General features: G+C 72.8%; 12 protein-coding genes and 1 riboswitch. Of the genes, 3 read left to right on the forward strand and 9 right to left on the reverse strand.

Translation table 11 applies throughout. The features are described from left to right. Positions 1-61 precede the first annotated feature (61 nt). The 5 genes from KF708C_RS00150 to KF708C_RS00170 form a co-directional block, all read right to left on the reverse strand. Positions 62-2,446, reverse strand: coding sequence for a TonB-dependent siderophore receptor (locus tag KF708C_RS00150; protein ID WP_082079380.1), 2,385 nt, complete (start codon positions 2,444-2,446; stop codon positions 62-64). 157 nt (positions 2,447-2,603) lie between these two features. Further along, positions 2,604-3,479, reverse strand: coding sequence for a FecR family protein (locus tag KF708C_RS00155; protein ID WP_063922928.1), 876 nt, complete (start codon positions 3,477-3,479; stop codon positions 2,604-2,606). 41 nt (positions 3,480-3,520) lie between these two features. Beyond that, complete coding sequence (locus tag KF708C_RS00160; protein ID WP_059410368.1) at positions 3,521-4,069, reverse strand: RNA polymerase sigma factor; 549 nt, start codon at positions 4,067-4,069, stop codon at positions 3,521-3,523. Positions 4,070-4,141: 72 nt separating this feature from the next. Then, positions 4,142-4,834, reverse strand: coding sequence for an alpha/beta hydrolase (locus tag KF708C_RS00165; RefSeq protein WP_059410369.1), 693 nt, complete (start codon positions 4,832-4,834; stop codon positions 4,142-4,144). Then, the gene (locus tag KF708C_RS00170; RefSeq protein ID WP_156173673.1) at positions 4,831-5,700 is read right to left on the reverse strand and encodes a DODA-type extradiol aromatic ring-opening family dioxygenase; all 870 of its coding nucleotides are present in this window, start codon (positions 5,698-5,700) and stop codon (positions 4,831-4,833) included. Before KF708C_RS00170 ends, KF708C_RS00165 begins: the two co-directional genes overlap by 4 nt. 120 nt (positions 5,701-5,820) lie before the next feature. Here KF708C_RS00170 and KF708C_RS00175 point away from each other — a divergent pair, with 120 nt between their 5' ends. Beyond that, positions 5,821-6,720, forward strand: coding sequence for a LysR family transcriptional regulator (locus tag KF708C_RS00175; protein WP_059410370.1), 900 nt, complete (start codon positions 5,821-5,823; stop codon positions 6,718-6,720). Positions 6,721-6,783: 63 nt separating this feature from the next. Continuing rightward, a riboswitch (Fluoride riboswitch) is annotated at positions 6,784-6,859 on the forward strand. A gap of 87 nt (positions 6,860-6,946) precedes the next feature. Then, positions 6,947-8,251, forward strand: a complete 1,305-nt coding sequence (locus tag KF708C_RS00180; RefSeq protein WP_059410371.1) for a voltage-gated chloride channel family protein — start codon at positions 6,947-6,949, stop codon at positions 8,249-8,251. A 19-nt stretch (positions 8,252-8,270) separates the two neighbouring features. Here the strand turns inward: KF708C_RS00180 and KF708C_RS00185 are convergent, their stop codons facing one another. Both KF708C_RS00185 and KF708C_RS00190 read right to left on the reverse strand, forming a co-directional pair. Continuing rightward, positions 8,271-8,930, reverse strand: a complete 660-nt coding sequence (locus KF708C_RS00185; RefSeq protein WP_020204458.1) for a Vgb family protein — start codon at positions 8,928-8,930, stop codon at positions 8,271-8,273. Positions 8,931-8,966: 36 nt separating this feature from the next. Then, on the reverse strand, positions 8,967-10,187 hold the full coding sequence (locus tag KF708C_RS00190; protein WP_059410372.1) for a hypothetical protein: 1,221 nt from the start codon (positions 10,185-10,187) through the stop codon (positions 8,967-8,969). Positions 10,188-10,307: 120 nt separating this feature from the next. On the opposite strand from KF708C_RS00190, the gene KF708C_RS00195 reads away from it, so the two are divergent. Next, positions 10,308-11,072, forward strand: a complete 765-nt coding sequence (locus KF708C_RS00195) for a DUF899 domain-containing protein (RefSeq protein ID WP_059410373.1) — start codon at positions 10,308-10,310, stop codon at positions 11,070-11,072. Positions 11,073-11,151: 79 nt separating this feature from the next. Here the strand turns inward: KF708C_RS00195 and KF708C_RS00200 are convergent, their stop codons facing one another. After that, the gene (locus KF708C_RS00200) at positions 11,152-11,850 is read right to left on the reverse strand and encodes a DUF2076 domain-containing protein (protein ID WP_059410374.1); all 699 of its coding nucleotides are present in this window, start codon (positions 11,848-11,850) and stop codon (positions 11,152-11,154) included. Between the two features lie 148 nt (positions 11,851-11,998). Next, the gene (locus tag KF708C_RS36860) at positions 11,999-12,133 is read right to left on the reverse strand and encodes a hypothetical protein (RefSeq protein WP_269432131.1); all 135 of its coding nucleotides are present in this window, start codon (positions 12,131-12,133) and stop codon (positions 11,999-12,001) included. Positions 12,134-12,312: the final 179 nt, after the last annotated feature.

Consider the following 12,312-nt stretch of genomic DNA (forward strand, 5'->3'; position numbering starts at 1 on the left):
GCACCGGCGGCGGGGTTCGCGCCCGGCGGCGGAGGCAGCCGGCGCGGCGGGGAGGGAAGGGTCAGAAATCGACCTGCGCGCTCAGCATGAAGGTGCGCGGCGCGCCTTGCGTCAGGTACGAGGCGCTGGTGAGCCAGTACGCCCGGTCGGCGAGGTTGTCGATGTTGAAACGCACCGTGGCGCGCTTGCCGGCCACGCGCGTGACGTAGCGCACGCCGGCGTCGAGCAGCGTGTACGACGGCACCGACGCGGTGTTGGCGGCGTCGATCGGGCGCGCGCCGTAGTACTGCAGGCCGGCGGTGAGCGTGAAGCCGGTGTCCGCCAGGCGGTATTCGGTGTACAGCGCGGCCTGCTGCTTGGGCGTGCCGTCCACGCGCTTGCCGTTGAGCTCCTGGGCGACGTTTTCGTTGCGGGCGTTGAGGAACAGCACGCTGGCGCTGACCAGCCACAGCGGCGTCACCTGTGCGCGCGCGGACAGTTCCAGCCCGTCGTAGCGCGCTTCGCCGTCCTGCGTGAACACGTTCGACGCATTGGTGTACGTGAGTCCGCGCTTGATGCGGAACAGCGCGGCGTTGGCGGACCAGTTGGCGCGCTCGGCCTTGACGCCCACTTCCATCTGCTTGCTCTTGAGCGGCGCGAACACTTCCTGCGCGTTGGCCGCGGACAGCGGCGCGGTCGAGCCCTGCTCCAGCGACTCGACGTAGCTGCCGTAGGTGGACAGCCAGTTCACCGGCTTGAAGATGAGCGCCGCCGTGGGCGTGGTGGCGCTCTTGTCGTAATGGTTGATGGTGTCCTTGATGCTGTTGCGGCGCACGCCGGCCACCACGTCCCAGTGCTGGCCGAGATGGAGCGTGTCCGAGGCGAACACGGCGCGCTGCGCGGCGTAGCTGCCGAGCGTGTCGGCGGGCTCGGCGGCGATGCCGGGATTGGCGAAATTGCCCGGGTTGGCGAGGTTGCCGGTGCCGAGCACGGCGTAGTTCGACACGCTCGAATAGTAGGAGCGGGTGCGCCCGTAGGACAGGCCGAAGGCGAGGTCGTGCGAGACGAAGTCGGTGCGCGCCTTGCCGGTGACGAGCGCCTGCGCGTCGTCGGTCTTGAAGCGGTCGGTGCCGCCGTACTGGGCCTCGGTGTAGTCGCCCTGCGCGTTGGCGTAGACGGAGCCGTTCAGGTAGACCCGGTCCATGACCGAGCCGCGATAGGCCAGGCGCGCGTTCCAGTCTTCGGCGAAGCCCCAGTCGACGGCGGTGCCGTAGACCTTGGCGCGCGTCTCGTAGCTGGTGAACGGCGAGAAGATGCGCTTGCTGCCGCGGATCGGGCCGGGCGGCTGCGCCACGGTGAAGTCGCTGTCGGTGCCGCTGGCGTTGGGGAAGAGGCCCCAGGTGGAGGAGCCCTTGACCACGCGGTCCATGCCCAGCGCGTCCGCGCTCCAGACCAGGTTGGGCAGGATGCGCCAGTCCAGCGCCAGCGAGGCGGAGCCGCGCTTGACGCGCCCGCCGTCGGTGACATAGCTGTCGCCTTCCTCGCCGACCAGGTTGGCGCGGTAGCCGAAGCGGTCGTCGGGGCCGAAGCGCCCGCCGAGGTCGCCGGCCAGCAGGAAGGTGCCGCTGCCGGTGACGGAGGTGAGCACGCTGCGCACGGGCGTGTCGGTGGGGCGCTTGCTGACGAAGTTGACCGTGCCGCCGGGCTGCGCGAAGCCGTAGAGGAAGCCGGTGGCGCCGCGCAGCACCTGCAGCTGCTCGAAGTGCTCCAGCGGCAGGTCGCCGCTCCAGCCGAAGACGTTGAGGCCATCGATCTTGCGGCCGTTGAGCAGGTCCAGCCCGATGCCGCGGATGGCGATCTGCGAGGACAGGCCGCCGATGTTGTTGCTGGTGGGCGAGACCGAGGCGTCGTTCTTGAGCGCCTGCACCAGCGAGCCCGCCTGCTGGTTGTCCATCAGCGCGCGCGTGACCACGTCCACGCTGTAGGGCGTGTCGAGCAGCGCCTTGTTGCCCAGGGCGCCGAGGCTGGCGCTGTCCGCGCGGTAGGCCAGGCCGGCGGGCGGCTCGGGCTGGTCGGCCAGCGCGCGCACGGTGACGGGCGGCAGCGTGGCCTCGGCGCCCGGGGCCGGCGCGGCGACGATGGTGTAGGTGCGCGGGCTGTTGGCCACCAGCCGCAGCCCCGAGCCGGCCAGCAGGCGGCCCAGCGCGTCTTCCACGCTGAGCGAGCCGCGCACGGCCGGCGCGCGGTGGCCTTCGGCCAGCGCGGTCGAGAACAGGATCTGCACGTCGGCCTGGCGCGCCAGCGCCGCGAGCGATTGCGCCAGCGGCTGCGCGGGCAGGTCGACCGCCAGCGCGGCGCTCTGCGCGATGGCGCCGGCGGCGAACAGCGCGGCCACGGCCGGCACGGCCAGAGACAACAGCCGCGCCACCGGGCGGCGCGCGGGCTGGTTACGAACGATCGGCTTCAATGATTTCTCCCGAATTCGGCCGGTGCATCCGGCCTTGTCAGAGAGTTGCCGAGCGGGAGGCGCGCGATGTACACCTGCGCGCGGAAAAAATTTTCGGGTGCGCGGCGGCGGCCGGTGTTCGCCGCCGCCGCGGTTTGCCGATGTTCGCCGGCTGCCGCTAGTTGCCGCCCTGTCCGGCCCGCAGCGCCAGGTGCGCGCTGCCGTCCGCCGCGGTACGCAGCGTGACGGGCAGGATGCCGGGCAGCAGCGGCAGCCTGGCGTCGGCCTGGTCGCGGTCGAACTCGGCGGACAGGCGCAGCGCCGCCGCCCGGCTGTCGTCGATGACGATGCGGCGCGCGGTGAACGGCTGCATCTCGCGCACCGCCTCGGCCAGCGTCAGGCCGTCGAACGAGAGCTTGCCGCGCCGCCAGGCGGTGATGCGCTCGGCGTCGACGCGGCTGGCCGCCGACGGCGCGCCGCCGTCAGGCACGTCCACCCGCTGGTTGGCGCCGACGCGGCGCGTGTCGCCGCCGGCGCTGACTTCCACGGCGCCTTCGAGCACCACCACGCGCGTGCTGCCGTCATGCCGGCGCACGTCGAACACGGTGCCGATGTCGCGCACGCGCGTGTCGCCGGCCTGCACCGTGAACGCGCGCGGGCCGTGGGCGACGCGGAACAGCGCCTCGCCGGCGGCCAGCGTGAGCTGGCGCGAGCGCAGGTGCCAGGCCACGTCGACGCGGCTGCCGCGGTCGAGCTCGATCTCGCTGCCGTCGGCCAGCACCTGCGTGGCGGGCTGGCCGGCCGCGGCGGTAACGTGATCGGTGCGGTATGCGGGATCGGCCACCCACAGCGCCGCGGCGAGCAGCGCGGCGCACGCGGCGGTGCCGGCCCGCGCGCGGCGCCGGCGCTCGCGGCGCGCCTGGGCGGCCTGCGTGATGGCCTCCACCGACGGGAAGCGCTCGCGCAGCGCCTGCTGGTACGGCGAGAGCGGATCGGCCGGCGCGGGCGGAGATGGCCGGGATGGCTGGGAGGAGGGCGGGGATGGTTCGGCCATGGGCGCGTCGGATCTGGCCCGGGCTGGCGCGGCAATCGGCTTCATGAGGCGGACCCCGGAGGTTGGGCGCTGGCGGCCAGTTCGTCAAGCGCCGGCGCGAGCAGGGTCATGGCGCGCGCCATGTGCCGCGCCACCATGCCGCGCGAGATGCCGAGCCGCTCGGCCACCTCGTCCTGCGGCAGGTCGTGCAGCCGGTGCAGTACGAAGGCGTCCCGGCAGCGCGGCGGCAGGGCGGCGATGCACGCGGCGAGCCGGTCCACCTGCTGGCGGAACGCCAGTGCCTGGGCGCCGTCCGGCGCGCTCGCGCCATGCGCCTGCGTTACCGCGGCCCATTCGTCCAGCGCCTGCTGGCGGGCCTGCTCGGCGCGGTAGCGGTCGATCGCGCGGTGCGTGGAGACGTGGCGCAGGAACGCCAGCGGCCTGGCGACGATGCCGGCCGGCGGGCGCTCCAGCACCTGCACGCAGACGTCCTGTACCACGTCGCGGGCGAAATGGCGGTCGCCGAAGCGGCGCCGGACGTGGTCGACCAGGTCGTCATAGTGCCGTATCAGGGTGGCGAACAGCGTGAGGTGGGCGGGGTCGCGTAGCACGGCCGGGAGAACCTGGTTCTGTCGAGGTGCGCACGATTATAAATACGAATGATTGTCATTTGTGTGATGTATTCATGCCCGGCCCGCGCGCGGCGAACCGAGATCGAGGGTCTGGCGCAGCCACTGCGCGAAATCGGCGATCTCCGCGCGGACCAGTTCGTGGCCCATGTCGTAGAGGCGGGTCTCGCGGCGCACGCCGAGGCGCGCCAGCAGCGCGTCGGCGCGCTGGGCCCAGAACGCGGGCAGCTTGTCGTCGTGGCGGCCGTGGGCGACGAAGGCGCCCAGCGTGCGCAGCGCCTCGGGCGGGGCGATATGCGGTTCGATCTCGGGCAGGATGCGGCCGCTGAGCAGGCCGAAGCCGCTGACCTTGTGCGGCGCGCTGAGGCCCACGCTGGCGCTGACGATGCCGCCCTGGCTGAAGCCGGCGACGACGGTGGGCAGCGGCGGCAGGGCGTCGAGAAAGCGCAGCACGCGCGCGCGGCTGGCTTCGGCCTGCGCGGCGTCGATGACCGGGCCGCCGGCGGTGAAGCTGACCGGGAACCACGCGAAGCCGGACGGCCCCATGCGCAGCGGCGCGCGCAGCAGCAGCACTTCGAGGCCGTCGGGCCAGTCGCTTTCCAGCCCGGCGAAGTTGGTTTCGTTGCCGCCCACGCCGTGCAGCAGCACCAGCCGCGCGCGCGGCGCCCGCGGCTGGCAGGCGCGGCGGTAGTGCAGGCCGGAGTGGGGTTCCAGTTCGAGGCTGGCGATTCCGTTCGCGTCGTTCATGCGGCCACCTCGCGTTGCGCGGGCTGCGTGGATCGGGTTTGCGCCGGCGGGCCGTCGAACAGATAGCTGTCCATCGACAGCACGCCGTGCGTGATGCCGCCGTCGAGCACGCGCAGCGTGTAGTTTTCGCCGGCGGCGCCGAGCGCGACGAACAGCGGCAGGAAATGCTCGTCGGTCGGGTGCGCGCGCGCGGCGCCGGGCGCGAGGTCGCGGTAGGCCAGCAGCTTGTCGCGCTGCCTGTCGCGCAGCGCGCCGGCGGTCCAGCGCGCGAAGTCGACCACATAGCCGGCCACATCGCCGGCCGCCTCCGGCGAGCCGTCGCGCGACGCGCGGAACTCGTACAGGTTGTGCGTGAGGCTGCCCGATGCCACGATCAGCACGCCCTGCTCGCGCAGCGGCCGCAGCGCCTGCCCGAGGCGCAGCGCGTCGGCCGGCGCGAGCGGCGCGGGCAGCGAGACCTGCACCACGGGCACGTCCGCCGCGGGCAGCAGGTGCATCAGCGGCACCCAGGCGCCGTGGTCGAGTCCGCGCTGCGGATCGAGCGTGGCGGGCCAGCCGGCGGCGCCGAGCAGCGACTGGATCCGCGCGGCCAGCGCGGGCTGGCCCGGCGCGGGGTATTGCAGCCGGTACAGCGCTTCGGGGAAGCCGCCGAAGTCGTGGATGGTGGCCGGCGCGGCGCTGGCGCCGATGCGCACGCCGCCGCGCGTGTGCCAGTGCGGCGAGATCACGACCACGGCGCCGGGGCGCGGCAGTGCCTGGCCGAGCGCGGCGAGGCTGGCGCCGGCCGGGCCCGGTTCGATGGCGAACGTGGGCGCGCCGTGGGAGACGAAGAGAACCGGGGATGCGTGCTGCATCGGGGTGTTCATGGGGGCCTCTGCAAATCGGTGGGAACGTGATTCCGAGTGTATAGATTCGGTTGCAGGGATAAAGATGGTCTAATGCGACAAATCATCCCGGCAGGTGAGACAAAGGCAGGTGAGATAAACATGGATCGCGCCCTCGAGATGCAGGTGTTCTGCACGGTGGTGGACAAAGGCAGCTTCATCGCCGCCACCGAGCCGCTGGCCATGTCCAAGGCGGCGGTGTCGCGCTACGTGAACGCGCTGGAGGCGCGGCTCGGCGTGCGGCTGCTGCACCGGACCACGCGGCGGCTGTCGCTGACCGAGGAGGGGCGCATCTTCTACCAGCAGGCGCGCGACGTGCTGGCGCTGATGGACGCGGCCGAGGGCGCGGCGGCGTCCGGTTCGGAGGAGCCGGCGGGCGTGCTGCGCGTCAACGCGCCGCTGAGCTTCGGCATCGCGCACCTCGCGCCGCTGTGGGCGGACTTCATGCGCGCGCACCCGAAGATCGAGCTCGACATCAGCCTCAACGACCGCGTGGTGGATCTGGTGGAGGAGGGGTTCGACGTGGCGGTGCGCATCGCGCGCATGGAGGATTCGTCACTGGTGGGCCGCCGGCTGGCCAGCACGCGCATGCGCCTGTGCGCGGCGCCGGCGTACCTGGCGCGGCATCCGCCGCTGGCGCGGCCGGCGGACCTGCTGGCGCACAAGGTGATCGCGTACAGCCACTTCGCCTCGCGCAATGAATGGACCCTCACCGGCCCGGCGGGCGAGGCCACGGTGCAGACGCAGCCGGCGGTACGCTGCAACAACGGCGACACCTGCCGCGCCATCGGCCTGAGCGGCGGCGGCATCCTGCTGCAGCCGAGCTTCATGCTGGCCGACGACATCCGGCGCGGCGATCTCGTGGAAATCCTGCCGGACTACCGCGCCATCGAGTTCGGCATCTACGCGGTGTATCCGTCGCGCAAGCATCTGCCGCCCAAGGTGCGGGCGCTGGTCAACTACCTCGTGGAGCGCTTCGCGGGCGTGCGCTGGGACGACTGACCCGGCCGGCTGGCCTGGCGCGCGCCGGGCGCTTGCGCCCGGCATCGGGCTGCGGCAAAATGCACAGCTTGCGGAGATGGCATGCCTCCCTTAACCGCCGACGGCAGCAACCTTGTCGGCTGATGATGCCTACGAGTTCCTGGACAGGGAAGTCGTAGGCTCGCGTCTGTGCGATCACCATGCGGCGTCCCGCCGTCCAGGTTTGTGTTCTGCGAATCTGGTCATCATGAAGAAAACATTCGTTCCGCCGGAACAACTGGCGATGCTGCCTTACCTGGGCCGCTGGCTCGTTCTCGCGTCCGCCGCCGGCGTGCTTGCCGGCACCGGCTCGGCCGCGCTGCTGGTCGCGCTGGACTGGGCCACGGCCACGCGCGTGTCGCATCCGTGGCTGCTGTGGCTGCTGCCGTTCGCGGGCCTCGCGGTCGGGCTGGCCTATCACTACCTGGGGCAGTCGGTGGAGGGCGGCAACAACCTGCTCATCGACGAGATCCACGACCCCAAGCGCATCGTGCCCAAGCGCATGGCGCCGCTGATTCTCGCCGGCACCGTGGTCACGCACCTGTTCGGCGGCTCGGCGGGGCGGGAGGGCACGGCGGTGCAGATGGGCGGCAGCTTTGCCGACTACCTCACGCGGCTGTTCCGGCTCGGCGCGCAGGCGCGCCGCATCCTGCTGATGGCGGGCATCAGCGCGGGTTTTGCCTCGGTGTTCGGCACGCCGCTGGCCGGTGCGGTGTTCGGGCTGGAGGTGCTGGCGATCGGGCGGCTGCGCTATGACGCGATCCTGCCGTGCTTCGTGGCGGCCATCGTGGGCGACCTGATCCCGCCGCTGCTGGGCGTGCATCACACCGCGTACGCGGTGCCGTTCGTGCCGCATCCCGGGCCGCTGACGCTGGGCGCGATGGTGCTGGCGGGCATCGTCTTCGGGGTGGCCGGCATGACGTTCGCCGAGGCCACGCACCGCCTGTCGCGCGCGCTCAAGCGCCGCGTCGCGTTCGGGCCGCTGCGGCCGCTGCTGGGCGGCGCGGTGGTCGCGGGCGCGGCCATGCTGATCGGCACCGACAAATACCTGGGGCTGGGCATCCCGACCATCGTGGCGGCGTTCCAGGGGCCGCTGCCGGCCTACGACTTCGCCGGCAAGATGGCGTTCACGGTGGCGACGCTGGCCTCGGGCTTCAAGGGCGGGGAGGTGACGCCGCTGTTCTACATCGGCGCCACGCTCGGCAACGCGCTGGCCTACGTGCTGCCGCTGCCGCTGCCGCTGCTGGCCGGCGCGGGTTTCGTCGCGGTGTTCGCCGGCGCGGCCAACACGCCGATCGCCTCGACCATCATGGCGATGGAACTGTTCGGCCCGGAGGTGGGCGTGTTCGCGGGCATCGCCTGCGTGGTGAGCTATCTGTTCTCGGGCCACACCGGCATCTATCCCGCGCAGCGCGTCGGCCATGCCAAGCGCGCGCGCGTGCCGGAGGGTTTGCGGCTGTCCGAGGTGCCGGCTTTCCAGCGCGCCGAGAGGGATGCCGCGGAGAAACACTGAGCGCGGCGCCCGCGCCCGCTCATTCGTCCGCGGCGCCGGCCGCGCCGCGCGCGGGCCGGCGCACGACGCGCAGCCTGGCGCTGTTGCCGCCGCCGCAGTAGAACCTGTCCGCGCCGTCGGACTCGAGCCCGGACACGCCGACGCCGGCCGGCATGTCGAGCTGTTCCAGCACTTCGCCGGTTTGCGGATCGATGCGCCGCAGGTCGCTCTGCTCGTTTTCCCAGGTGCCGTGCCAGAGTTCGCCGTCGACCCAGGTGACGCCGGTGACGAAGCGGCTCGACGCGATGGTGCGCAGGACCGCGCCGGTCTCGGGGTCGACCTGGTGGATCTTGCGCTCGCGGTACTGGCCGACCCACAGCGTGCCTTCGGCCCATGCCATGCCCGAGACGGCGCCGCCGCCGGGCGCCGGGATGGTGGCGAGCACGCGGCCGCTTTGCGGGTCGATCTTCTGGATGCGGTCTTCGGCGATCTGGAACAGGTGGCGGCCGTCGAAGGCGGTGCCGGCGTGCGCGGGGACCGCGATGGCGCGCACGGTCTCGCCGCTGGCCGGGTCCAGGGCGTTGAGCTTGTCGCCGCTGGCGAACCAGACGTGGCGGCCGTCGTAGGTGACGCCGCCGATCTGGTCGACGCCGGGGAAGGGGCCGTATTCGCGGAGGATTTCGGCTGCGGATGGTTTCATGTCTGTCCTCGTGGTCACGCGGTGGTGGAGTGCATCCTACTCACTCGGCAGCGGCGCGGGGAGTAACAAGGCCGTCGCGAATCCGGGCACGGGCGGGGTCATCCAGCGGCGCGCGCGGCCGTGGCCGCACGGCTGCACCTTGCCGGCGGCGGCCAGCGCGTCGAGCGCGCGCTGCACGGTGCGCTGGCTGGCGCCGAGCGCGAGCGCCAGCGCGGAGCTGGACCACGATTCGCCGTCGGCGAGGCAGGCCAGCAGCGCGGCGTGCTTGTCCTCGACCGGGCGCGCCAGCAGGACCACCTCGCGCGTGTTGCGCGGCGCCAGCACGAAGCCCCGCGGCGTGGCTTGCACGCCGGCCAGCGCGCGCAGCAACGCGCGCAGCCGGCCGATCTCGACGCGCAGCCGCGCGCGGTGCGAGGCGTCGGCGTGCCGGGTGCGGAAGGCCTGCGCGATGAGCGTGTCGCGCGGCACGTCGGCGGGCCACGCCTCGGCCAGCGCGCGGGCGAGCGCGAACAGGACCGGGCGCGTGGCGAGCGAGACCGCGTGGCCGGCGTCGCGCACCGCGTGGCGGCAGGCGTCCACCACCAGCGCCGGCGATGCCAGCAGCGTTTCCACTTCGTCGAGCAGCACGGGGCGCGACTCGCCATGCGCGACCACGCGCGCGGCGGGCGTGTCGAGGACGGCGCCGGCGTGCTCGACTTCCGCCAGCAGCGCGGGGATGCCCGCGTCGCGCGCGGCGAGCCTGGCGCGGGCGAGCGCGGCGCGCGCGGCCTGCGCATGCAGGCGCCGCAGCGCGATGCCCGCGGCGATCAGTTCGTGGGCGGCGCGCAGCGCGGGCGGCAGGGGCGCGGGGTCGAGCGCGGCGAGCGCGTGCCCGGCGGCGTCGACGCGGCCGGTCAGCAGCAGGTGCCGGATGGCGAGATAACCCGCATGCGCGGCGTTGACCGGGTCGCCGTGCGCGGCGAGCGTGGCGCGCGCCGCGTCGAGCGCGCGGGCGGGCCAGCCCAGGTCGCGCGCGGCCAGCGCGATCTCGGCCTCGGCGACCACGCAGCGTGCGCGTGCCACGGCTTCCTGCGGGCCGAAGGCGCGCGCGGCGCCGCGCACCAGCGCCCGCGCGCGCGCGAAATCGCCGAGCTGCGCCAGCGCGATGCCGCGCAGCGCGAGCGCGGGCGCGTCGTCGCGCAGGGCGATCCGGTTGAGCGCGCCGAGCGGATCGCCGGCCGCGAGCGCGCGCGCTGCCGCCGTGATCAGCGAGTCCATCGGAATCCCGCCACGCTTGTCACTCCCGCCGTTCGATGTCCGGGGCTAATCTAGCACACGACCATCCATCGGCCGGCGCGCCGGATGCGGCGCCGCGGGCCAAGCCAAGGAGGACGAACCATGACCACGCACATCACCGGAACACACGAGGAATGGCTGGCGGCGCGGCTTGCGCTGCTGGAGGAGGAGAAGGCGCTGACGCGGCGCAGCGACGCGCTGGCGCGGCAGCGGCAGGCGCTGCCGTGGGTGCGCGTGGACAAGGCGTACCGCTTCGAGACCGAGGCGGGCGCGGCCTCGCTGGCGGACCTGTTCGGCGGGCGTTCGCAACTGCTGGTCTATCACTTCATGTTCGGCCCGGACTACACGGCGGGCTGCCCGTCCTGCTCGGCGCTCGCGGACGGCTTCGACGGGTTCGCCGTCCACCTGGCGCATCACGACGTCACGCTGGCGGCGGTGTCGCGCGCGCCGCTGGCGAAGCTGCTGGCGTACCGGCGGCGCATGGGCTGGACGTTTCCGTGGGCGTCCTCGCTCGGCGGCGACTTCAACTTCGATTTCAACGTCGCGGTCACCGAGGCGCAGCAGCGCGCGGGCGACGTGGAATACAACTACCGGCGCGGCGGCCACGCGATGGACGCGGCGCCGGTGCCGGAGCCGGTCGCGCGCTTCGCCGCCAGTTGCGGCACCGATGCGCCTACCTACTCGCGCGACCGGCCGGGCATGAGCGCGTTCGTGCTGGAGGACGGCGTGGTCTATCACACCTATTCCACCTACGCGCGCGGGCTGGACGGCCTGTGGGGCATGTACCAGTGGCTGGACCGCGCGCCCAGGGGACGCAACGAGACCGGCGTGTGGTGGCGTCGCCATGACGAATATGGCGCGCGTTGAGCAGGGCTTCCGGCGATGGCGGCGGCTGGCGGGAATGCGGCGCGGCGCGATGCCCGCGCCGCGCGCGTGACGTGCTGGATCAGGCGTTGAACGAGTCGTCGTCCAGGAAATCGTCGAGGCCGTCGTCGAGCCCGCCGTTGTCCAGCGCGGCATCCACGCCGGTGTCGCGCCCGTCCGCCAGCGCGCGGTCGTCGCTGCCGTAGAAGTTGTTGACGACGGTCTCGGTCGGCGCCTGTCCCGTGGCGGACTGCCCGAGGAAGCCGCCGCCGCCGTTGCGGTGGAACAGGCTCTCGATGCCCTGGAACAGGAACGCGCCGCCGGCCACGCCGGCCGCCGTGGTGGCGATGCCGCCCAGCGCGCTGCCGAAGCCGCCGCCGAGGAATCCGGGCCGGGCCGCCTGCGCGGGCATGGCCTGGGGTTCCGGCGGCAGCGGTGCCGGCGCGCTGGGCGGCGGCGCCATGACGGGGCGCGCCGCGGCGGCGGGGCTGGGGTTGGCGTTGGCGTGGACGCCCCAGGCGTTCTCGGTGTCGAGGAAGCGGCTGGCGCCGCCGGCCTGGGCGGCCTGCAACTGGCTTTGCAGCGTGGTGATCTGGGTCCTGGCCGAGGCCAGCGCGTGGTCGAGCAGCATGGCGCGCTGGACCAGCAGGTAGGCGGCATCGGGCTGCCGGGCGACGGCTTCGGCGATCAGCGCGTCGGCCTGCGGGTCCTTCGCGCCGGCGCGGGCCTGCGTCAGCTGGTTCAGGAAGCCTTCCAGCGCTTGCATCTCTTGGGGGGTCATGGCACCACCTATCCGGGTTGTTGAGTGCTCCCAGTCTAGGGGCCGAGTCTTAAGCAAGACTTAAATCGGGCAAGACCTGGCGGGATGCAAAACCGGCGGCTGTGTGGCGGCGCCTGCCTGCGCCGGGTCCGGCGCGGCGCGGGGGAGGCTACTTCTTCTTGGCGGCGCCATCGTTGCCGACGCGCGACTGCACGGCGCCGAACGGGGTGGCCGGCGCGGCGGGCTTCTTGGGCTGCTTCGGTTTCTTGGCTTCGCGATTACCGCGTAGTTGACTCTTGGCCATGATGTACTCCTGTGGCGTGGTGGTGCATTGCTTGCCGGAGGGCGCATCCAGCATACGCCGTTAACCGGCGGCCAAGGGAAATATCGTGCACGGTGCGGTCGGCCACATTCGCGCGCGGCGCTTCGCGCGGCGCGCGCCGCCGGACGCCTACAATCGAGCGGTTTTCCGTCCACAAATTC

It is taken from the genome of Cupriavidus basilensis (assembly GCF_000876015.1).
In the GTDB taxonomy this organism is placed as follows: Bacteria; Pseudomonadota; Gammaproteobacteria; order Burkholderiales; family Burkholderiaceae; genus Cupriavidus; species Cupriavidus basilensis_B.

Coding starts and splice junctions, on each gene's coding strand:
- KF708C_RS00165 (WP_059410369.1), bottom strand. CDS start 4,834: ATGAACGACGCGAACGGAATCGCCAGCCTCGAACTGGAACCCCACTCC.
- KF708C_RS00195 (WP_059410373.1), top strand. CDS start 10,308: ATGACCACGCACATCACCGGAACACACGAGGAATGGCTGGCGGCGCGG.
- KF708C_RS00200 (WP_059410374.1), bottom strand. CDS start 11,850: ATGACCCCCCAAGAGATGCAAGCGCTGGAAGGCTTCCTGAACCAGCTG.
- KF708C_RS00190 (WP_059410372.1), bottom strand. CDS start 10,187: ATGGACTCGCTGATCACGGCGGCAGCGCGCGCGCTCGCGGCCGGCGAT.
- KF708C_RS00170 (WP_156173673.1), bottom strand. CDS start 5,700: ATGAACACCCCGATGCAGCACGCATCCCCGGTTCTCTTCGTCTCCCAC.
- KF708C_RS36860 (WP_269432131.1), bottom strand. CDS start 12,133: ATGGCCAAGAGTCAACTACGCGGTAATCGCGAAGCCAAGAAACCGAAG.
- KF708C_RS00180 (WP_059410371.1), top strand. CDS start 6,947: ATGAAGAAAACATTCGTTCCGCCGGAACAACTGGCGATGCTGCCTTAC.
- KF708C_RS00175 (WP_059410370.1), top strand. CDS start 5,821: ATGGATCGCGCCCTCGAGATGCAGGTGTTCTGCACGGTGGTGGACAAA.
- KF708C_RS00185 (WP_020204458.1), bottom strand. CDS start 8,930: ATGAAACCATCCGCAGCCGAAATCCTCCGCGAATACGGCCCCTTCCCC.
- KF708C_RS00155 (WP_063922928.1), bottom strand. CDS start 3,479: ATGGCCGAACCATCCCCGCCCTCCTCCCAGCCATCCCGGCCATCTCCG.